At 47.3% G+C, this 18,862-nt stretch carries 20 protein-coding genes and 2 riboswitches; of the genes, 13 read left to right on the plus strand and 7 right to left on the minus strand.

Annotated features, from left to right (window positions below; all coding sequences use genetic code 11):
• Positions 1-21: 21 nt before the first annotated feature.
• Together NYE36_RS07020 and NYE36_RS07025 are read right to left on the minus strand one after the other, a co-directional pair.
• A complete protein-coding gene (locus tag NYE36_RS07020; RefSeq protein ID WP_199022489.1) occupies positions 22-1,071 on the minus strand; it encodes a lactonase family protein in 1,050 nt (349 codons plus the stop codon).
• A gap of 70 nt (positions 1,072-1,141) precedes the next feature.
• The gene (locus tag NYE36_RS07025) at positions 1,142-2,002 is read right to left on the minus strand and encodes a dimethylarginine dimethylaminohydrolase family protein (protein WP_031378798.1); all 861 of its coding nucleotides are present in this window, start codon (positions 2,000-2,002) and stop codon (positions 1,142-1,144) included.
• A gap of 189 nt (positions 2,003-2,191) precedes the next feature.
• Here NYE36_RS07025 and NYE36_RS07030 point away from each other — a divergent pair, with 189 nt between their 5' ends.
• From NYE36_RS07030 to NYE36_RS07065, 8 genes are all read left to right on the plus strand, one after another.
• Positions 2,192-2,710, plus strand: coding sequence for an acyl-CoA thioesterase (locus tag NYE36_RS07030; RefSeq protein WP_199022490.1), 519 nt, complete (start codon positions 2,192-2,194; stop codon positions 2,708-2,710).
• Positions 2,711-2,809: 99 nt separating this feature from the next.
• Entirely contained in the window at positions 2,810-3,355 is a 546-nt protein-coding gene (locus NYE36_RS07035; protein WP_199022491.1) for a GNAT family N-acetyltransferase, read from the plus strand.
• A gap of 12 nt (positions 3,356-3,367) precedes the next feature.
• A riboswitch (guanidine-I (ykkC/yxkD leader) is annotated at positions 3,368-3,476 on the plus strand.
• Positions 3,477-3,542: 66 nt separating this feature from the next.
• Positions 3,543-3,881: a multidrug efflux SMR transporter gene (locus NYE36_RS07040; protein WP_007407236.1), complete on the plus strand. Its 339-nt coding sequence runs from the start codon at positions 3,543-3,545 to the stop codon at positions 3,879-3,881.
• Positions 3,881-4,195, plus strand: coding sequence for a multidrug efflux SMR transporter (locus NYE36_RS07045; RefSeq protein WP_007407235.1), 315 nt, complete (start codon positions 3,881-3,883; stop codon positions 4,193-4,195). Before NYE36_RS07040 ends, NYE36_RS07045 begins: the two co-directional genes overlap by 1 nt.
• 73 nt (positions 4,196-4,268) lie before the next feature.
• The gene (gene purU / locus NYE36_RS07050) at positions 4,269-5,171 is read left to right on the plus strand and encodes a formyltetrahydrofolate deformylase (protein WP_007407234.1); all 903 of its coding nucleotides are present in this window, start codon (positions 4,269-4,271) and stop codon (positions 5,169-5,171) included.
• Positions 5,172-5,540: 369 nt separating this feature from the next.
• The gene (gene proB / locus NYE36_RS07055) at positions 5,541-6,653 is read left to right on the plus strand and encodes a glutamate 5-kinase (protein WP_060675386.1); all 1,113 of its coding nucleotides are present in this window, start codon (positions 5,541-5,543) and stop codon (positions 6,651-6,653) included.
• Positions 6,650-7,897, plus strand: coding sequence for a glutamate-5-semialdehyde dehydrogenase (gene proA, locus NYE36_RS07060; RefSeq protein ID WP_061861402.1), 1,248 nt, complete (start codon positions 6,650-6,652; stop codon positions 7,895-7,897). Before proB ends, proA begins: the two co-directional genes overlap by 4 nt.
• A gap of 113 nt (positions 7,898-8,010) precedes the next feature.
• Positions 8,011-8,436, plus strand: a complete 426-nt coding sequence (locus NYE36_RS07065) for an organic hydroperoxide resistance protein (protein ID WP_199022492.1) — start codon at positions 8,011-8,013, stop codon at positions 8,434-8,436.
• A gap of 27 nt (positions 8,437-8,463) precedes the next feature.
• Here the strand turns inward: NYE36_RS07065 and NYE36_RS07070 are convergent, their stop codons facing one another.
• Positions 8,464-8,910 carry a MarR family transcriptional regulator gene (locus NYE36_RS07070; protein WP_007407230.1) on the minus strand — a complete coding sequence of 149 codons (447 nt, stop codon included), beginning with the start codon at positions 8,908-8,910 and terminating at the stop codon, positions 8,464-8,466.
• A 135-nt stretch (positions 8,911-9,045) separates the two neighbouring features.
• Between NYE36_RS07070 and NYE36_RS07075 the strand changes: the two genes are divergently transcribed.
• The 4 genes from NYE36_RS07075 (at position 9,046) to NYE36_RS07090 (ending at position 11,796) form a co-directional block, all read left to right on the plus strand.
• A complete protein-coding gene (locus tag NYE36_RS07075) occupies positions 9,046-9,456 on the plus strand; it encodes an organic hydroperoxide resistance protein (protein ID WP_015417315.1) in 411 nt (136 codons plus the stop codon).
• 140 nt (positions 9,457-9,596) lie between these two features.
• Complete coding sequence (locus tag NYE36_RS07080; RefSeq protein ID WP_233162022.1) at positions 9,597-10,181, plus strand: hypothetical protein; 585 nt, start codon at positions 9,597-9,599, stop codon at positions 10,179-10,181.
• A 21-nt stretch (positions 10,182-10,202) separates the two neighbouring features.
• Positions 10,203-10,664, plus strand: coding sequence for a hypothetical protein (locus NYE36_RS07085; protein WP_015417317.1), 462 nt, complete (start codon positions 10,203-10,205; stop codon positions 10,662-10,664).
• Positions 10,665-10,668: 4 nt separating this feature from the next.
• Positions 10,669-11,796: a glycosyltransferase gene (locus tag NYE36_RS07090; protein ID WP_113766327.1), complete on the plus strand. Its 1,128-nt coding sequence runs from the start codon at positions 10,669-10,671 to the stop codon at positions 11,794-11,796.
• A 19-nt stretch (positions 11,797-11,815) separates the two neighbouring features.
• Here NYE36_RS07090 and NYE36_RS07095 read toward each other — a convergent pair whose 3' ends face one another.
• Positions 11,816-12,904 carry a collagen-like protein gene (locus NYE36_RS07095; protein ID WP_265450898.1) on the minus strand — a complete coding sequence of 363 codons (1,089 nt, stop codon included), beginning with the start codon at positions 12,902-12,904 and terminating at the stop codon, positions 11,816-11,818.
• A gap of 271 nt (positions 12,905-13,175) precedes the next feature.
• Positions 13,176-14,360 carry an MFS transporter gene (locus tag NYE36_RS07100; RefSeq protein WP_244805644.1) on the minus strand — a complete coding sequence of 395 codons (1,185 nt, stop codon included), beginning with the start codon at positions 14,358-14,360 and terminating at the stop codon, positions 13,176-13,178.
• Between the two features lie 81 nt (positions 14,361-14,441).
• Between NYE36_RS07100 and yeiL the strand changes: the two genes are divergently transcribed.
• On the plus strand, positions 14,442-15,113 hold the full coding sequence (gene yeiL / locus NYE36_RS07105) for a transcriptional regulator YeiL (RefSeq protein WP_244805645.1): 672 nt from the start codon (positions 14,442-14,444) through the stop codon (positions 15,111-15,113).
• Between the two features lie 47 nt (positions 15,114-15,160).
• On the opposite strand, the gene metE is transcribed toward yeiL, so the two are convergent.
• Positions 15,161-17,449 (minus strand): 5-methyltetrahydropteroyltriglutamate--homocysteine S-methyltransferase, encoded by a 2,289-nt coding sequence (gene metE / locus NYE36_RS07110; RefSeq protein ID WP_144664151.1) that lies wholly within the window; start codon positions 17,447-17,449, stop codon positions 15,161-15,163.
• A gap of 83 nt (positions 17,450-17,532) precedes the next feature.
• A riboswitch (SAM riboswitch) is annotated at positions 17,533-17,687 on the minus strand.
• Between the two features lie 139 nt (positions 17,688-17,826).
• Positions 17,827-18,786 (minus strand): S8 family peptidase, encoded by a 960-nt coding sequence (locus NYE36_RS07115; RefSeq protein WP_241458149.1) that lies wholly within the window; start codon positions 18,784-18,786, stop codon positions 17,827-17,829.
• Positions 18,787-18,862: the final 76 nt, after the last annotated feature.

Raw genomic sequence — 18,862 nt, forward strand, 5'->3', positions numbered from 1 at the left:
AAAGTCAGCTTTCTTTTTTAATTAAACCTGATGCAGAAATGACACGCAGACCGGATACGGAACCGGAATGTCAGATTGAAGCAGAGTCAATTTGCCCGTTTCCGGGTCGCGTTCAAACAAAACCAGATTTCCCGTTTCTTCGTTTGACGCGACAAGGAATGTCTCGGAAGGGTCAAACGCGAAATCACGCGGCCAGTTGCCTTCTGTCGACACCCATTCAATAAGAGACAATTCGCCGGAATATTGGTTGATCTTATAGATGGCGATGCTGTCATGTCCGCGGTTGGCGGCATAAAGAAATCTGCCGTCTTTAGATATGCGGATCGCGCTGCCTTGCGATTTGTCCGTAAAGCCTTCAGGCAAAGCGGAAATGACCTGCAGCTCTCTGAATTCACCTAAGGTCGGGTTGTATTCAAGCGCGATGACTTCATTACTGATTTCCGTCATGACATAGGCGTATTTTTCCGCCGGATGGAAAACGATGTGGCGCGGCCCTGAACCCGGTGCGAAAGAGTGAGTTTTCACCTCTGTGAGCGAACCGTTTTTCATTTGGTAAGTATAAAGCGTATCCGTCCCTAAATCGACGGCTGCAATGTAGTTATGCTCAGGTGTATAGCCTGCGAAATGGGTATGCGGTTTCTCTTGTCTTTCATGAGGACCTGTTCCCGTATGAGCGGCTTCGGCAGCCGGCTCCCGCAGACTTCCGTCTTCATTGACGGGAAAGGCGTGCACTTTTCCGCTGTGGTAATTAGCGGTTAACACATATTCATGTTTATCATCAATGCTGACGTGGCATGGAGACGGGCCTTCAATCAGCTGGTGGTTCACAAAAGTTAATTCCCCGCTGTTCTGATGAATCTGATAGGCTGCGACGCCGCCTTTTCCGTCTGCCTTTTCAATGGAATACAGCATGCTGTTATCAGAATTCGGAGTGACGTATGTCGGGTTGCCGAGCTTTGCTGCCAGCTTCGGACGGCTGAGCCGTTTCGCTTCTGTATCAAGTTCAAAACAATAAATGCCTTCGCTTCCGCCTTTTGTATATGTTCCCGCGTATCCTATGTAATTAGCCATTCGGTTTCCCCCTTTAGAGTCTTGTCTTCTCTATATTAACGTATCTTGAAGGAAACTGCCTTGTAAATGTTTAAGATGTTCTGACAAGCGGCAAGGTGCAGCAGCGGAAGGAACCGCCTGATTTAATAATTTCGGAAAACTCGGTTTCAATGACTGTATAACCTCTTTTTCTGAGCTCGCGGTTCGTATGACGGTGCTGCGGCAGGCTGATAATTGTCTGATTGCCGAGTGACAGGATATTCGGACCGAGCGTGAATTGCTCTTCTTCAGGCACTTCTATCATCTCAAAACGTTCGGCGAGAAGATCAATTTCTTTCTGCCGCAAGCCATTTTTGCAGTATAGCGCCTCCGTTTCCGAGATCATATTAAATACACAGTCCAAATGTAAGAAATCCTCCTTGAGAGGGATCGGCACAACCGTCATCTCCGGCAGCGCCTCCCGCAGCTCCCGGACAGCCGCTTTATCCGTGCGCTTGCTCAGCCCGGCGTAAACGGTGCCGTCTGCGATCAAGATGTCGCCGCCTTCAATATTCGCTTTTTTCAGTCGCGTATAAGGGATTTTCTTATTGTCAAGCAAGTCTTGAAACACTTTTTCTTCTCCCTGCCGGACTGAAGCCGCCATGTTTGAAATAAACGCCGTCTCGCCTAATACAAATCCGATATCCCGGGTGAATACCTGCTCAGGCAATGCGGGATCGGCAGGCAGCAGGACGACTTCAATCTGATGAGATCTTAAAATGTCAATAAACTCACTATGCTGTTTGAGGGCAACGGATATGTTAATATTTTCTTGTTTGAAATGTTTCTGCGTTCCGTTAATAATATCCTTGATGGCCATGTGTTCCGGCCGGCATAAGATGACTGTCTGCAAAGCATCAAACTCACTGCGGCAAGCCGGTTTCCGCGTGGATTTGGGAATGGATACGTCCATGTGATATCCTCCTATCGGTATTCAATGTGCGTTTATTATTCCCGGATGTGATGAATAATAAAACATTTATGAGAGAATATCTAACCAACTTAATATTTAAAATTTTAGACAAAACGGTCAAAGTATTGTTTAATAGGGTACAGATGAATGAGTCAAAACGACCAGACACCAAAGGGGAGTTTAAATAATATGAAGTTGCCAGAATCAAGATTTTGCAAAGAAACAAGGGTTGTTAAAACAAGCAGGGTTTTTCCGCTTGATACGAATAATCACAATACGCTGTTTGGCGGAAAGCTGATGAGCTACATTGATGATATCGCTTCAATTTCCGCGGCACGCCACTGCCGGTGTGAAACAGTCACGGCCTCAATGGATTCTGTAGATTTTTTGCGCCCCATCGGCCAACAGGATTCCGTATGCCTTGAATCTTACGTCACATGGGTCGGCACATCGTCTATGGAGGTGTTTGTCAAAGTCATTAAAGAACATCTGATGACGGGCGAACGCGAGCTTGCGGCAACGTCGTTTCTGACCTTTGTCGCGCTTGATTCAAACGGGAAATCGGTACCCGTTCCGCGGATCGTGCCGGAAACTGAGGAAGAAATCATGCTTCACAATACGGCCTTTCAGCGCGCCGGAGAACGAAAAAACCGCTTAAAACACAGCAAGGCCCTGGCCGAGGCGCTCGGAACAAATAAACCTTGGTAATCGTCAAACCGCTTTTTTAAAAAGCGGTTTTTTTATGCTGAGAAAGGACTTTTCCTGCCGGATCCATAATCTATTACAGGGAAAGGAGACGTGGCGTGCATGATGAAACATAAGTCTTCCGGCACCATCCTGACAACCGGGCGTATCCGTCTGCGGACTATGCGGGATGACGATGAAGAAAATTTGTACGGGCTGTTTACCGACAGAGAGGTCATGAAATATTATCCTTCTCTTAAAAGCAGACGGGAAACGAAGGAATGGATTGTCTGGAACAAACGATTGGCCGCAGGATACGGCGTCAGTCTTTGGATCGCAGAGGATAAAGAGACGGGCGCATTTCTCGGTCAATGCGGAATCGTTCCGCAGACGGTAAACGGAAACACTTTGATGGAAATCGGCTATATGTTTGCCCGCCGCCGCTGGGGCTGCGGCTATGCGACAGAGGCGGCGAACGCCTGTCTGGACTACGGTTTTCATACGCAGCAATACGGACGCATAGCGGCGCTGATTGATCCGGAAAACGCTGCCTCCGTCCGTGTCGCGGAAAAAATCGGTATGGTGCCCGGTGAGACCGTTACCAAATGGGAGAGGCAGCTGACGGTTTTTGACATCACATCTGACGTTGAACGTTTCGGCGAAATGTAGTATGATACGAGCAGACATGTTTTCTAGGGTTCCGCATGTTCATACATGGCCTGGTCCGAGAGAAAACACATATGCGGACATATCCCGCATATGCACACGGAGGGAAAAAAGCCCGGGAGAGTCAATCTCATGTGAGACGACTATCCGGGCTTTTTTGTATTGTCCGGATACAGAAAGGGTGAAGAACATGAAATGGGGTTTAGTGGTCATAGCGGCCGTATTTGAAGTGGTATGGGTCACCGGCCTGAAACATGCTGATTCGGCACTGGCGTGGAGCGGCACGATTACGGGAATCATCATCAGTTTTTATCTATTAATCAAGGCGACAGACAGCCTGCCCGTAGGAACGGTATATGCGGTCTTTACCGGACTCGGGACAGCGGGCACCGTGCTCAGTGAAATCCTGCTTTTCAAAGAGCAGGCCGATCCGGTGAAAATCGTGCTGATCGGCGTTTTGCTGATCGGTGTCATCGGATTAAAGCTGGTCACACAGGATAAGCCTGAGACGAAGGAGGAGAAGGCGTAATGCATTGGATCAGCCTGATAGCCGCGGGTCTTTGTGAAATGCTCGGGGTCATTTTAATGAATCAATTTCAAAAAGAAAAGAAAGTCAAATGGATTCTTTTCATTATCGCCGGATTTGCGGCTTCTTTTTCCCTGCTTTCTTATGCGATGGAGACGATCGCGATGGGCACGGCCTATGCGATCTGGACCGGTATCGGCACGGCGGGCGGCGCATTAGCCGGCATTCTTTTCTACGGCGAGCAGAAGGATGCGAAGCGCATCTTTTTCATTGCGCTTATTTTATGCGCTGCCGTAGGGCTGAAAATTCTTTCGTAAATTGATTTTTATCAAATTTTCAGTATAATCTATAATAAGTTACGAATTATGAAGATACGAGGGATTAAAACAGATGAATTCATATATGACACAGCGGCTGAAAGAATACCGCCGCGGGAATGAGGAAAAAGGGCGCCTGCTTGTCAGCTGCCCCGATCAGCCGGGAATTGTATCGGCTGTGTCCGCGTTTTTGTTTGAACATGGCGCAAACATTATTGAATCAAATCAATACACGACTGACCCTGAAGGCGGACGGTTTTTTCTTAGGATCGAATTCGACTGCAAGGGCATTCGTGAGAAAAAAGAGGACTTACAGCAGGCGTTCGCCTCAATCGCCCAGACATTCGGCATGACATGGAGCCTGTCTCTGGCAAGTGAGCTGAAGCGGGTGGCGATCTTTGTATCGAAGGAGCTGCACTGCCTTCATGAACTGATTTGGGAATGGCAAAGCGGCAATATGATGGCCGAAATTGCGGTCGTCATCAGCAACCACGAAGAGGCCAAAGAAGTGGTCGAACCGCTGAATATTCCGTTCCATTACATGAAAGCTAACAAAGACATCCGCGCCGAAGTGGAGCGGCGCCAGCTTGAGCTGCTGGAGCGGTATAAGATTGATGTGATCGTTCTTGCCCGCTACATGCAGATTTTGACGTCTGATTTTGTATCTGCCCATCCGAATCGGATTATTAACATCCACCATTCATTTCTGCCGGCCTTTATCGGCGCTAATCCGTATAAACGGGCTTATGAGCGCGGAGTGAAATTAATCGGCGCGACCTCTCACTATGTGACGGACGATCTTGACGAAGGGCCTATTATTGAACAGGATATTGAACGCGTCGATCACAGAGATCACGCAGAGGATCTGAAGAATATCGGCAGAACGATTGAGCGGAGCGTGTTGGCAAGAGCCGTAAAATGGCATCTGGAAGACCGCGTCATCGTTCACGGAAACAAAACGATCGTATTTAATTAATGGCGGTCCGCCGGGGAGGCGGACTGTTTTTTATGGATGAAAATGTCTTGACAAGAACCTGTTTTCTTTGCATAATATAAAAAAATCATTGAGCGTTGAAGAGGATCAGTACGCAGAACTTTCTGTGACAGAGAGCAAAATGGCCCGCTGAAACATTTTGCCGCATGAAACCTGCCGAACCTGCCTTGGAGTCCTGAGGGGAAAACTCAGGCGCGATAACCTGGCGTTACAGGAAAGCGGGACGCGTGAAAAACGCGTTCAAACAAGGTGGTACCACGGAAAGCCCATTTCGTCCTTATTTTTCAGGACGGAATGGGCTTTTTTTATTGACGGGAGCCGGTTTGGATTGATTGCCACGGAGGAGAAACGATGAAAAAACAAAGAATTGTTGTGAAAATCGGGAGCAGCTCGCTCACCAACAGTAACGGAAGTATTGATGAAGCAAAAATCAAGGAACATACGGAAGCCATTTCTTTATTAAAAGAAAACGGGCATGAAGTGATCCTCATTACCTCAGGCGCGGTGGCAGCGGGTTTTTCCGCTCTCGGCTATCCGTCGCGACCCGTTACGATAAAAGGAAAGCAGGCAGCTGCCGCAGTCGGCCAGACGCTTTTAATGCAGCAATATATGGACCATTTAAAAAGATACGGTCTGACGCCGGCACAAATTTTATTAACAAGAAATGATTTCTCAAAAAGAGAGCGGTACAGAAATGCCTATGCCACTGTAATGGAACTGTTGGAGCGGGGCGTCGTGCCGATTATTAATGAAAATGATTCCACATCAGTCGAAGAGCTGACGTTCGGTGATAATGACATGCTGTCGGCGCTTGTAAGCGGTTTGATTCATGCAGACCAATTAATGATTCTCACAGACATTAACGGGCTGTACGATGCCAATCCGAATGAAAACCCGGACGCAAAGCGGTTCGACTATCTGAATGACATCACACCAGAATTGCTCGGATATGCCGGATCAGCAGGCTCAAAGGTCGGCACCGGAGGTATGAAGTCAAAACTTCTCGCCGCCCAGACCGCATTATCGCTCGGGGTGAAGGTATTTATCGGAACCGGCTCCGGACGGGAAAAACTGATGGTGATTTTAGACGGAAAAGGCGACGGCACTTATATCGGCGATAAAGACCTGTCCTCAGTGAATAATACACGGCAATGGATCATGTTTCATTCTCCGATATCAGGGGAAATCATCATTGATGGGGGAGCGGAGCAGGCGATGATCCATAACGGGTCAAGTCTCCTCCCGGCCGGCGTCGCCGATGTCTGCGGCAGTTTTCCGAAAGGGGCCGTAGTGGAAGTCAAAGGGCCCGGCGGCATGATCGGCAAAGGGCAGACGCAGTACTCATCCGATGAAATTTTAGAAGTCAAAGGGAAGCGGAGCGACCAGCTTTCAGGAACGAAGCAGGTGGAAGTGATTCACAGAGATGATTGGGTGAATTTATTTGACGAGGGGGAACACAAATGAGTGAAGTATTGCAAAAAGCAGCCTTGGCAAAAGAAGCGGCTGCCGAAATGGTCATGAAAACGACGGCTGAAAAAAACGAAGCGCTCCAATGTATTGCAGACGGACTCAGAAATGAACGCCGGCTGATTTTAACAGAGAATCAGAAAGATATTGAAGCGGGACGGAACAGAGGACTGACACCTGACATTATTGACAGGCTGACTCTTGATGAAAAACGCCTGCTCGATATCGCGGACGCCGTGGAACTGCTGATCGGTCTTGAAGATCCCGTCGGTGAATCGCTGGAGACCATTCAAAAAGAGAATGGATTATCCATTGAAAAAATCCGCGTGCCCCTTGGAGTAGTGGGCATGATCTATGAGGCCAGACCGAACGTTACCGTAGACGCGGCCACACTCTGCCTGAAAACCGGAAACGCGGTTGTGCTCAGAGGAAGTTCTTCCGCCATCCACAGCAACATAGCGCTTGTCAGTGTGATGAAACGCGCTCTGGGGCTGTCAAAGCTTCCGATTGATGCCGTTCAGCTCATAGAAGATACAAGCAAAGAAACCGCCAAACAGCTCTTTACATTAAATGACGGGCTGGATGTATTGATCCCGCGCGGCGGTAAAAATTTAATTGATCTTGTGGTCAGGGAATCAACCGTACCCGTTTTAGAAACCGGAGCGGGCAATTGCCACGTGTACATAGATGAGTCAGCAGATCCTCAAATGGCAAGCGAGGTCGTCATCAATGCCAAAACACAGCGTCCTTCGGTCTGCAACGCGATTGAATCTCTTTTGATTCATGAAAAATGGGCCGAAGAACACGGGCGAAAGCTGCTGAATCAGCTGACAGAAAAAGGGGTGGAGCTCCGAGGAGACCAGGTGATTTGCAGGCTGGAGCCTCAAGCGAAACAAGCAGAAGAAGCCGATTGGGGAGCGGAGTATCTGGCGCCGATTCTCAGTGTGAAAACGGTGCAGGACGTACAGGAGGCGGTCCGCCACATTCAGCAGTACGGCACAAACCATTCAGAAGCCATTCTGACGGAGAACGCCGATCATGCGGCTTACTTCCAGACCGCCGTTGACGCCGCCGCCGTGTATCATAATGCTTCAACCCGGTTTACGGACGGTTTTGAATTCGGATACGGAGCCGAAATCGGCATCAGCACGCAAAAGCTTCACGCGAGAGGGCCGATGGGGCTTCCGGCGTTAACATCTACAAAAATCATCATCAAAGGAAACGGACAAATCCGCGTATAATCTTTTAAGCTTATCCTTCAAAAAGGGTAGGCTTTTTTTATGCGGAAAGATTGACGGTCTCTATTATATTTTGTAAAATTAAATTGTACACAATATAATAGAGGTGAATTCACATGACAAAACCATTATTTACTGCAACCGTATCAGCCGCCGGCGGACGTGAAGGGAAAGTCACGTCTTCTGACGGAGTGCTGAATCTTGATGTTGCCATGCCGGGAACGCCAAGAGCAAAAAAGCTCGAACATGCTACAAACCCTGAACAGCTGTTTGCCGCAGGATATTCAGCCTGCTTTGACAGCGCTCTTCAGCTCGTAGCGAGAAAAGAGCGTCTGAGTATTGAAACAGAGGTCACTGCGCATGTCAGTGTGCTGAAAGATGAAGCAGACCAAGGATATAAACTAGGCGTTACGCTTGAGGTCAAAGGATCCGGCATTGATAAACAGGAGCTTGAAGTCCTTATCCAAAAAGCGCACGGTGTCTGTCCGTATTCAAAAGCGACAGCGGGAAATATTGAAGTGAAGCTTCTGGCAGCAGAATAAAAATAAGGATGCCCATTCGGGGCATCCTTATTTTTTGCCGTGCAGCGTATTCAAAACCTCATAAAGCGACTGCTTTAACTGCTTTAATTCCTCTTTTGACCGTCCCGTCTGTTCCAGCATGGCAATGGGGATATCCGCCGCTGTTTTCTGCAAGGCCCGTCCTTCATCTGTGAGCCTGATCGTCACGGATCGCTCGTCTTCAGCCGACCGCTTTCTCATGATGATTCCGTGCTGCTCCATCCGTTTCAGCATCGGTGTCAGCGTTCCGGAATCCAGGTACAAAAGCTCACCCATCCGTTTCACATTCAGTTCTTCGTGCTCCCATAATAAAAGCAGCGCCAAATATTGGGGATAAGTTACGTTGAGCTTATCAAGCAGCGGTTTGTACCGTTTCGTCATTTCCCTTGAGCTTGCGTACAGCAAAAAACAAAGCTGATTCTCCAGTTTCATATGTTCAAAATCTTTTTCTGCCATTCTTCTTTCACCAACTCTTTGTTTGTTAACGTTACCCCTATTGTAGCCGAAAAACGGCCCATTTCCTATTCCTCATGTTTAAAAATATGAGCAGGGGCAATATATACAGTAAGTACAATGAGGAGGCTGATAATAATGGCATTATTTACTGCAAAAGCGACCGCAGTCGGCGGACGAGCAGGACATATTAAATCCGAAGACGGGGTGCTGGATTTTGACATCATCATGCCGAATGCAAAAAAAGACGGAGAAACCGGCACAAACCCTGAACAGCTCTTTGCGGCAGGATATGCTGCCTGCTTCGGGGGAGCGCTTGAGCTCGCCGCCCAAAAACAAAAAATCGACATGACCTCTGAAATTGAAGGACAGGTCAGCCTTTTAAAAGATGAGAGTGACGGAGGTTACAAAATCGGCGTAACGCTCGTCATTGATACAAAAGATCTTGACAAAGAAACGGCGGAGAAGCTAGTGCACGCCGCTCACGAGTTCTGTCCGTATTCAAAAGCAACAAGAGGAAATGTAGACGTCAAACTTGAATTAAAATAATTCAACGAACGAATATCCCGGATTTTATATCCGGGATATTTTATTAACGAAAACATCAGTAATGATCTCTTCTCTCCCGGAATATGAATACGATATAGCACTTTTGCATAATGACACCAAGAGAAAAGAGGGAGAAATCGATGTCTCTTCCAAACATACCGAACATCACCCCCGACATTACACTCTCCAGATGTGAGACCCTGAACCTCCTTCTTTCATCCGTGGCTATGGAAGAAATCGGACTATCCCATATTCTGCAGGCGGAAGCGGAAAGGATTCAAATGTTTCTCGGCGCTTCCGGCGATCCCTCCTTGGAGGAATTGTCATCAATCAATAGAAGCACTGAACGGCTCCTGCGCACCGTCATGAAATCACAACTCCTTTTGCAGACGAAGCTTGAGGACATTATCTTCTTACAGGATTCTGAAGTCTGTATGGATCCGGACGACCCGAGCAATCCGAGTGATCCGGGCGATCCTGATGACCCGTGGAATCCGGACGACCCGAGCAATCCGAGTGATCCGGGCGATCCTGATGACCCGTGGAATCCGGACGACCCAAGTAATCCGAGTGATCCGGGCGATCCTGATGACCCGTGGAATCCAGACGATCCCAGTGATCCTGATGATCCGTGTGACGGCCTGTTTTACGGCCGCATTGGCTGCTGTGAGTGCGGGGATTGTGAGGACTGCGGTTGGAAGAAAAAAGGCGGGGAGCGTTCATAAAAAAAGAGACGGGTGAAGCATATGCCGTATTCAAGCATCTCAAAAGCGAAACAGGCATCTTTTGAAGCCATGCATTGTCTCACGATTGCGCTGTTACATATATTATCTGTGACCGTGGATAAAAGAAGGGGTTCAAATTACAAAGAAGAAATCAGGCTGTTCTCCGCTTTGTGCCGCTGGCAGATGGAAACAGGCGGCCGTCTGTTTTTAATGATCAGCTTGGAAGAAGAGCAGAAGCAGATGTATGAGCGGCACTTTCTTGAAATGAAGACAGTGACGGAACGAACGAAAAAATTCATTTCTGACAGCCCGCGCGAATTCCGGGCGCATCCGATTACGAAGCGGGCTGTCAGGCAGCTTCAGGAATGGAATACGGAAACTGCCGAACCTGCCGTCAGATGGGTGCGGCCTGTCATCATCACGATGAACGGCACTCCTGAACGGCCTTGGTTCAATCAACAACTCCAAAATCGGGAAAGGTGAGAAAATGAGCGGAAATGCTGAATGTAAACTGACTCTTTGCATGATTGTGAAAAACGAGGAGAGATACATCTCCCGTTGTTTATCAAGTGTACAAGACATCGTTGATGAGATCGTCATCGCAGACACCGGATCACAAGATAATACAAAAGATATATGCAAAAGCTTTCAGGCAAGAGTGTTTGATTTCGAATGGGAGAATGATTTCGCAAAGGCCAGAAATTACGCCCTGCAGCATGCCGAAGGAGATTGGATTTTAGTGCTTGACGCGGATGAAGAGCTCGATCAGGAGACGGCCCGTTTTTTAACTTCGCTGCTTCATGACGGATTACCGAGCCGGGGCCTTATGAAAATCATCAATTATACGGGGAAGCAGCTCGATGAAAACGAAGCGTTTGAAAGCATGCAGCCGAGACTGTTCCGCAATCATAAAGGCCTTCTGTATCAAGGCAGAATTCACGAGAATATCTCGGCTTCCAATGAGGAAGAAAACAATGCTTTTTTCACGCTCCCATGTGTGATTCATCACTACGGCTACTTAGAGCAGGAAGAAAAGATCAAGCAAAAACATAAACGGAATATCAGCATTTTAAATGAAGAGCTTTCAGAGGAAAATCCTGATCCGTGGCTTGTCTATCATTTGGCAAGTGAATGCTACAGAATCAAAGACTATGAAAAAGCATTACATCTTGTCAACGGCTCAATTTTTCAATTTTTAAGCGAAAAACGAATGCCTCCGTCTCTCCTGTATTATTTGAAATATACAATATTGCTTGAGCTCAAACGGTATGAAGAAGCCGAACAAGGGATTGAAAAAGTGCTCAAGCTATATCCTGATTACAGCAATCTTCATTATTATAAAGGCCTTGTATTATATCATTTGGAAAAGTACAGAGCGGCAATCAAAGCATTTGATAACGGAACGCAGGTTGAAGGAGAAAACGCTGATCACTTCATTTTAAAAGGTGCCGCCGATTTCAGAGCCTTTTATTATATGGCGAAATGCCATGCTGCATTAAACCATGATATGACGGCCATCGCTTACGCCAAAAAATCCGTGAAGTTCAATCCTCAATTTAAACCCGCGAAAGAACTTCTGTCTCAATTAAAAAAGGATCAGCGGACAAACGCCTGATCCTTTTTTGCATGTTCCATTAAGATAATCGAATAATGTTTAAAGCTGCACCGACGCTTCCTCCAAGCAATGTGGCCGCACCCAATAATCCGAACAGCTGAAGCTGGATGGTGCTGCCTGCTGGCAAAGTCACAATAAAGGAGTTATTAAAGTTTGCCAAAGACGCGACCGGGGCGATAATCGAACTTGCAGGAGGAGTGCCGTTGATTAAAATACGCGAACTTACAAGCAAGCCGGCCGTTAAATTAATATGGTAGGAAATATAGTAACGTCCCGCCGGAGCAACGGTAAATATGGTATTTGCGGCATTAGGCGTAATATCTGCCGAAAGGTTTTGTTCATTCGGTAAGGAAATGGTCGTGCCGCCGACAATAACTGCGACAACACCGCCGCCCGTATTGCTCGCATAGCCGGAAGTTGCTGTCAGACTTGTTCCGGTGCTTCCGGTCGGTCCGGTGCCGCCAGTAACGCCGGTGCTTCCGGTTGGTCCCGTGCCGCCAGTAGCGCCGGTGATTCCCGCCGCAGCTAAAAGTGTATAGTCAGCTGAGGCTCCAGGGGTTCCCGCCGGGCTGTTTACGTTTGCGACGTAAGAGCTTCCGTTATACAAGACAACCTGTCCGGTTGTGTAAGTGGGGGCAATCAGCGGATTAAAAGCAACAATCCCTTGAAGGCCCGCACCGGTGACCCCCGTAGGTCCGATCGATCCGGTTGGCCCCGTCGCTCCGGCCGGTCCGGTTGGCCCCGTCGCTCCGGCCGGTCCGATTGCTCCCGTAGATCCCGTCGGCCCCGTAGCACCAGTCGGTCCCGCCAGTGTAGGGATATTTGAGATACTGTCCAATTTTGAACCGAGAAGAAGCTCCTGTTTCATTAAGCTGTCAAGCGTATCCCGGACGCTCTCATTCAGGTTAAGAATATCCGCAAGACTTGACGGGGGCCCTGTTAATCCGGGAATCGCTCCGAGCGCGTATTGGATTTTTTCACCTTCCGCATTCAGAATATGTGCCATTCCCAGCTCTTCCATAGCAATTGACGAAAGAAGAAGGTTAATGGTATCGTCTCTGGAAAGTGTAACGACAGGGGTGATATTGGGCAAATTAGGCTGTGACACAATGTCCCTCCTTATGAGTTGGCTGAAAATCATTTTATTACGAACAAAGTTCCCCGAAATGAGCGTAAGCAGTACTGTATCAGTATATTCACGGATTCTGTCCAAGTTTCTGAATGGATTCCCTTTATAAACCAATTGAGCGGGTTATACCGCTGTTTTTGATTTCATCATATATGAAGGAAATACTTTAAATATAGAGAAAATACATCGCACAGCATTCGCAAATCGGTCAAAATGACAGCGGGACATGTGATCGTCTATAAAGCGATGGCTATATATCTTGTGCGTTTCCTGCAAAAACTCTCTTTTTCATTTCAAGTTTTCTGTATAAAAGGGCGAGAAGCATGGATGGGATCGTACAAACAATCATTCCGATAAAGGCATACCGGGGTTCAATTTCATATAAAAAACCTCCGAAAATAGTAAATACCGCAGTGCTCCAGCTGAGAGCAAGCGCTGAATATATGCCTTGGGCTTTCGGGATTTGCGCGGGTGAAATATTTTTAATTAAGTATTTCATAAATGCATAGTGTCCCATCGCGAATGAACAGGCATGCAGCGTCTGCGCAATACAGAAAATGATGACATGCGGAAATGCAAATACGAGTATCCAGCGTACGGTAGCACCAAGCGCCGCCAAGGCGAGCAAAGAGCCTGCCGTAAATTGATGAAAGTATCGGTCAGCGATTGCAAAGAAGATAATCTCCGCGATAACGGCGATGTTGATAATGATTCCGATGGCATAAGCGGGGGCATCGATTTCCTGCAAAAAGAGATAACCGTAATTGTAATAAGACGCGTGTGCCGCCTGCAGTAAGATAACGATTGCGAGCACCAGACCGAAATATTTGATGCGGAATAAAGCAAACATGCCCTCTTTTCTTGCGCGGTCTGTTTCCGGCCGTTTTGAAAGAACAGCTGGCGCATGCATAAAGCTGAGGCATGCGAATATCAGGGTGCCCAAAAGCAGTGCCCATAAAATCGCTTGATCTCCGAATATACTTGTAAAGACGGACAGGATGACGCCGGCTGAAACAAAACCCGCGGACCCCCACTGCCGGCTTGTCCCATAGGCCTTTAATTCGTTATGCTGTACAAGGACGCCGCAAGCGCTGTCTAAAGCAGGCATTAAAGCAGGATAAAACACATGCAGCACTAATGTGACAAGAAGCAGGCTTTGAAAAGAATCAGCGGGAATATAACATAAAAGTGCGAGAAACGTCCCGATTCTGGCGCCGTTTAATAAGGCTTTGCTGCTGAATTTTCCTGATAAATAAGGGAAGAAAAATAATGTGGAAATCCCTCTTGCCGCCAAGCCCAAGCTCATAATGAAACTGGCTTCGGGTACGGAAACCCCTTTTATATGCACCATCCATCCCGTCCAATAGGGCAGAAAAACACCCCATGTCATAAAAAAACTAAAAAAATGCAGACTCATCCAGCGATATGCTTTCATTCCCGTTCCTCCTTTAATTGGCATGTTATCATGTAAAGACATAAAGACAATATGAGATATCTCATATTTTTGGGGTGGACGATGGAAATTTATAAAGGCGAGAAAAAGCGGCATCAGTTAAAAAAACACTCAATCGCGCATTTATTCTCTTTCCCCGCTGAAGAGTTTATGGAAGTGCGCGAATATGAGCGGGACGAATGGATTATTCAAGAGGGCAGGAGGCCTGACTTCCTGTTTTACGTGATTGAAGGAAAAGCGAAAATATATGTAACCCACCAAAACGGGAAAGTTTCTTTAATTAATTTTATCAACAAAAATGATTACATCGGAGAGATGGAACTATTACATGAAGTGTATTACACAAAAGGAATTCAAGCCTCAGCGAAGACTGTTTGTTTTGCTCTGCCTATTAACCGCTGCCGCGCGCAATTGCTGCAGGATGCGAAATTCCTGCGTGAGTTGGCTAAGTTTTTAAGTGCTAAGGCGACGCTTATGGCTTCGAAATATTCACAAAGTCTGGCGTTCCCGCTTGAAAACCGGCTGGCCGATTTTATTTTGCAGACGGCTTATGAAGGGGTTTATAAAGAGAAGCACGTAACGGTCTGTGATTATTTGGGTGTATCTTACCGTCATCTCTTGCATGTGCTGACGCAATTCTGCCAAAAAGGGTATTTACAAAAAGAAGGGCGGTGCTATCAAATTAAGCAGCATGATTCACTAAGTGAACTTGCGAAGGCGCTGAAGAATAAATAGCACGCCCAGAAAAAACAGCCACCCGCGATTTGCGGATGGCTGTTTTTTTATACAAGCTGAGCTTGTTTTTTTCGTGCCTGTTTCGCGGCGTCGACCATATTTTTTAATGCCGCAACGGTTTCTTCCTGCTGTCTTGTTTTCAGTCCGCAGTCCGGGTTTACCCAGAAGCGGTCAGTCGGACACACTTCAAGCGCGTCATCAATAATTTGATAGATTTCTTCAGTTGCCGGCACACGCGGGCTGTGAATGTCGTATACACCGAGTCCGAGGCCTTTCACGTAAGGATGTTCTTTCAAGTATTCTAAAAATCCTCCGTGGCTTCTGCTGTGTTCGATTGTAATGACATCCGCGTCAAGATCATTGATCGTATCTACGATATCTTCAAAGTTGCTGTAACACATATGCGTATGAATCTGCGTCTCATTTTGCACAGAAGACGTCGTTAACCGGAATGCTTCTGCGGCCCAAGTTAAATATTCATCCCAATCCTGCGTTTTTAACGGCAGTCCTTCGCGGAGCGCGGGTTCATCCACTTGGATAATCTGAATACCGGCATCTTCAAGCGCTTTTACTTCTTTTCTGAGGGCAAGCCCGATCTGGAAGGCGATTTCTTTTCTTGAAATATCCACACGCGGGAATGACCAGTTTAAGATGGTGACAGGTCCCGTCAGCATGCCTTTCATGTGTTTTTCCGTCAGCGATTGGGCGTAGACCGTATCTTTTACCGTCATCGGTTCGATAAATTCGACATCTCCGAAAATGACAGGCGGACGTACGCAGCGTGAACCGTAAGACTGCACCCATGCATATTTCGTAAAGGCGAATCCGGCCAGTTTTTCACCGAAGTATTCGACCATGTCCGTCCGCTCAAATTCTCCGTGAACGAGCACGTCTAAGCCGATTTCTTCCTGAATGTCAACCCAGCGCTTCGTTTCCGCATTAATAAAGGCTTGGTACTGTTCATCCGTCCAATCTTTTTTGCGCCATTTTTGCCGTGCGCTCCGCACCTCGGCAGATTGAGGGAAGCTTCCGATTGTCGTCGTCGGCAGAAGAGGAAGACCGAGTGATTCATTCTGCAGCGCCAATCGTTCTTCAAAGCTTGCCGGACGGGAGAAATCTTTTTCCGTCAGCTGATTCAGCTCTTCTTTTTGAGCTGAGTTCGCTCCTGTTGCGAATGCTTTTAAAGCCTTAAGTGCCGCTTTTGATTCTTCGATCTGCTCACTGACGGCCGCTTTGCCGGACAGAAGCCCTTCTTTTAAGACGCCGAGTTCCGCCAGTTTTTCTTTAGCGTATGACAGGCCGTTCAGCAAATCCTTTTCAAGATGCTCGTCAGGGTGTTTCGCCACCGGCACGTGCAGAAGGCTGCTTGAAGGCTGAATCCATAACTCCTCAACATCAGCGTGGCTGAGGATATCCAGAGCCGCGTCCAGGCGTTCTTCAACATCGATTTTCCAAATGTTGCGGCCGTCGACCACACCGGCTGCCAGCACTTTATCTTTCGGGAAGCCGTGCTTTTTCAGCTGCTCAAGGTTTCTGCCTTTATCATGTACGAAGTCAAGCCCGATTCCCTGTACAGGATAAGAAACGAGTTCTTCATATGCATCAACCGAATCGAAGTATGTCTGCAGGAGGACATTCAGTCCTGAAAGCTCTTTTGTGATCGCTTCATAGAGTTCTTTTGCGGCACGGACGTCTTCAGAAGAAGCTGTCACAAGGGCCGGCTCATCGATCTGAACCCATTTTACGCCTTCAGCTTCAAGTTCTTTCAGCAGCTGCACATAAAGAGGAACAAGGCGTTTTTGAATCGCTTTCGCTTCTGATTCTTCGTATCCTTTCGCAAGTGTGACGAATGTGTACGGACCGACGATGACAGGTTTTGTTTCCGCTCCGAATTCTTCTTTGATCCGGCGGTAGTCGTCAAGCTGTTTGTTTCTCGTCAGACGGAATTCAATGCTTTCGTCATATTCAGGAACGATGTAATGGTAGTTGGTATTAAACCATTTCGTCATTTCACTGGAAACGGCGTCTTTTACACCGCGGGCAATCGCAAAGTATGTATCAACGGGATCCGTGATGCTGCGGAATCTTTTCGGAATCCAGTTAAAGCTGACGGCTGTATCAAGCACATGGTCATAATGGGTGAAATCAGAGACCGGCACGATATCGATATGTTGGTCAAGCTGTGTTTTGACAGCTGATAAGAATAAACCGTCAAGTTCTTTAAGAAACGTTTCTTTATCAGTGTTACCTTTCCAATAAGCCTCAAGCGCTTTTTTCCATTCTCTGTTCAAGCCGATTCTCGGAAAACCGAGGTTCGAAGTTTTGATTGTTGTCATTAAGTTTCCTCCTTTAAGTGAGATGTAACAAAAAAGCCTCTTTCTCATGAGAGAAAGAGGCTTTAACTTCAAAATGCAAGCCTCTCTTATCTCTCAGATCACGTCTGATGGAATTAGCACCGTGCCTTATGAGACAGTCGTCTCGGCGCAAAAATCACGCGCCCCATTTCACAATGGAATTACGGTCGGTTGCTGTTGGGGTCAAAAGGCCAATCCCTCGCCCAACTCTCGATAAGAGAAAATATTTAAATTTTTTTGAAAAGTTACATCATTTGTTGGTTATCTTATCAGCTTATTCAGACCACTGTCAATAGAAAATCTCACATTTTAAAAATTGGTGATATGACAAGCTGATCAATCATTATATGAGAAAAATATCAGAAAGACAGCAGCTGTGCCTGTTCGGCTCTTTCCATCAGTACTTCAGGCGCGTCTAAATACAGAAATCCGTTCCCGGCCAATGTTTTGGCGATGTCCAAAGGAAGGGTCCGCCGCACGAGCTGGGCGTAGACTTCAGCCTCAGAAAGCGTCCGCTGAAACGCGTCCTGTTCAAGCCCTTTTATTAAGGCAAGCGCTCCGCTCACATGCGGGGCGGCCATTGAAGTGCCCGTCAGCTTCCCGTATTTATGGTTGGGAAGGGTGGAGAGAATATTTTCTCCCGGAGCCACCAGGTCAATCTCTTTATTTGCGTTTGAAAATTCAGACGATTTACGGGCGATTGAGACTGATCCGACTGCGATCACTTCGTTGTAAGCGGCCGGATACGACAGTTCCTCTGTACGCTCGTCTCCGTCACCTTCGTTTCCTGCCGCGCAAACGACCAGAACACCGCTTTTTACCGCATTTTCGACGGCTTCTTTCAATTCAGGCACATCGCTTGGCCCGCCGAGTGACATGGAAATGATATCGGCCTTTTGTTCAACGGCGTAGTTGATGCCGTTAATGATCCATTCGTATTTGCCGCTGCCGTTTTGACCGCCGAGAACTTTAACGATTAAAAGGCTTGCTTCCGGCGCGACACCCGAAATTCCGCCGTTTGAATCATTGGCGGCAATCGTTCCGGAAACGTGTGTCCCGTGTCCGTTATAATCGGAAATCGCGTCTTCTTTGCCTCCGTCATCATCGGTGAAGTTTTTCCCGCCGACAATTCGGTCTTTCAAATCAGGATGATTGATGTCGCAGCCTGTGTCAAGCACCGCGATTTTAATATCCTTGCCTTTAAACCCTTTTGCCCACAACTCTGGCGCCTTAATCACTTTAATCCCCTCTGGAAGCTCGTTCACCTCCATGATCTGTTCATCCGTGACATAAGGAATCAAATGCATTTCACCATTCATAAAAAAGCCCTCCTTTTTTATGCTTGCGAGTGGATACAAGGGTGTTGCTACTATTTTATGGCAGAGCATGCCGGCC

The sequence above is a fragment of the Bacillus sp. FSL R5-0593 genome (assembly GCF_038603755.1).
Lineage (GTDB): Bacteria > Bacillota > Bacilli > Bacillales > Bacillaceae > Bacillus > Bacillus velezensis.

Coding starts and splice junctions, on each gene's coding strand:
- NYE36_RS07045 (WP_007407235.1), top strand. CDS start 3,881: ATGCATTGGATCAGCCTGATAGCCGCGGGTCTTTGTGAAATGCTCGGG.
- proB (WP_060675386.1), top strand. CDS start 5,541: ATGAAAAAACAAAGAATTGTTGTGAAAATCGGGAGCAGCTCGCTCACC.
- metE (WP_144664151.1), bottom strand. CDS start 17,449: ATGACAACAATCAAAACTTCGAACCTCGGTTTTCCGAGAATCGGCTTG.
- NYE36_RS07030 (WP_199022490.1), top strand. CDS start 2,192: ATGAAGTTGCCAGAATCAAGATTTTGCAAAGAAACAAGGGTTGTTAAA.
- NYE36_RS07025 (WP_031378798.1), bottom strand. CDS start 2,002: ATGGACGTATCCATTCCCAAATCCACGCGGAAACCGGCTTGCCGCAGT.
- NYE36_RS07080 (WP_233162022.1), top strand. CDS start 9,597: ATGTCTCTTCCAAACATACCGAACATCACCCCCGACATTACACTCTCC.
- NYE36_RS07085 (WP_015417317.1), top strand. CDS start 10,203: ATGCCGTATTCAAGCATCTCAAAAGCGAAACAGGCATCTTTTGAAGCC.
- NYE36_RS07115 (WP_241458149.1), bottom strand. CDS start 18,786: ATGAATGGTGAAATGCATTTGATTCCTTATGTCACGGATGAACAGATC.
- proA (WP_061861402.1), top strand. CDS start 6,650: ATGAGTGAAGTATTGCAAAAAGCAGCCTTGGCAAAAGAAGCGGCTGCC.
- NYE36_RS07075 (WP_015417315.1), top strand. CDS start 9,046: ATGGCATTATTTACTGCAAAAGCGACCGCAGTCGGCGGACGAGCAGGA.
- purU (WP_007407234.1), top strand. CDS start 4,269: ATGAATTCATATATGACACAGCGGCTGAAAGAATACCGCCGCGGGAAT.
- NYE36_RS07100 (WP_244805644.1), bottom strand. CDS start 14,360: ATGAAAGCATATCGCTGGATGAGTCTGCATTTTTTTAGTTTTTTTATG.
- NYE36_RS07090 (WP_113766327.1), top strand. CDS start 10,669: ATGAGCGGAAATGCTGAATGTAAACTGACTCTTTGCATGATTGTGAAA.
- yeiL (WP_244805645.1), top strand. CDS start 14,442: ATGGAAATTTATAAAGGCGAGAAAAAGCGGCATCAGTTAAAAAAACAC.
- NYE36_RS07040 (WP_007407236.1), top strand. CDS start 3,543: ATGAAATGGGGTTTAGTGGTCATAGCGGCCGTATTTGAAGTGGTATGG.
- NYE36_RS07065 (WP_199022492.1), top strand. CDS start 8,011: ATGACAAAACCATTATTTACTGCAACCGTATCAGCCGCCGGCGGACGT.
- NYE36_RS07070 (WP_007407230.1), bottom strand. CDS start 8,910: ATGGCAGAAAAAGATTTTGAACATATGAAACTGGAGAATCAGCTTTGT.
- NYE36_RS07035 (WP_199022491.1), top strand. CDS start 2,810: ATGATGAAACATAAGTCTTCCGGCACCATCCTGACAACCGGGCGTATC.
- NYE36_RS07020 (WP_199022489.1), bottom strand. CDS start 1,071: ATGGCTAATTACATAGGATACGCGGGAACATATACAAAAGGCGGAAGC.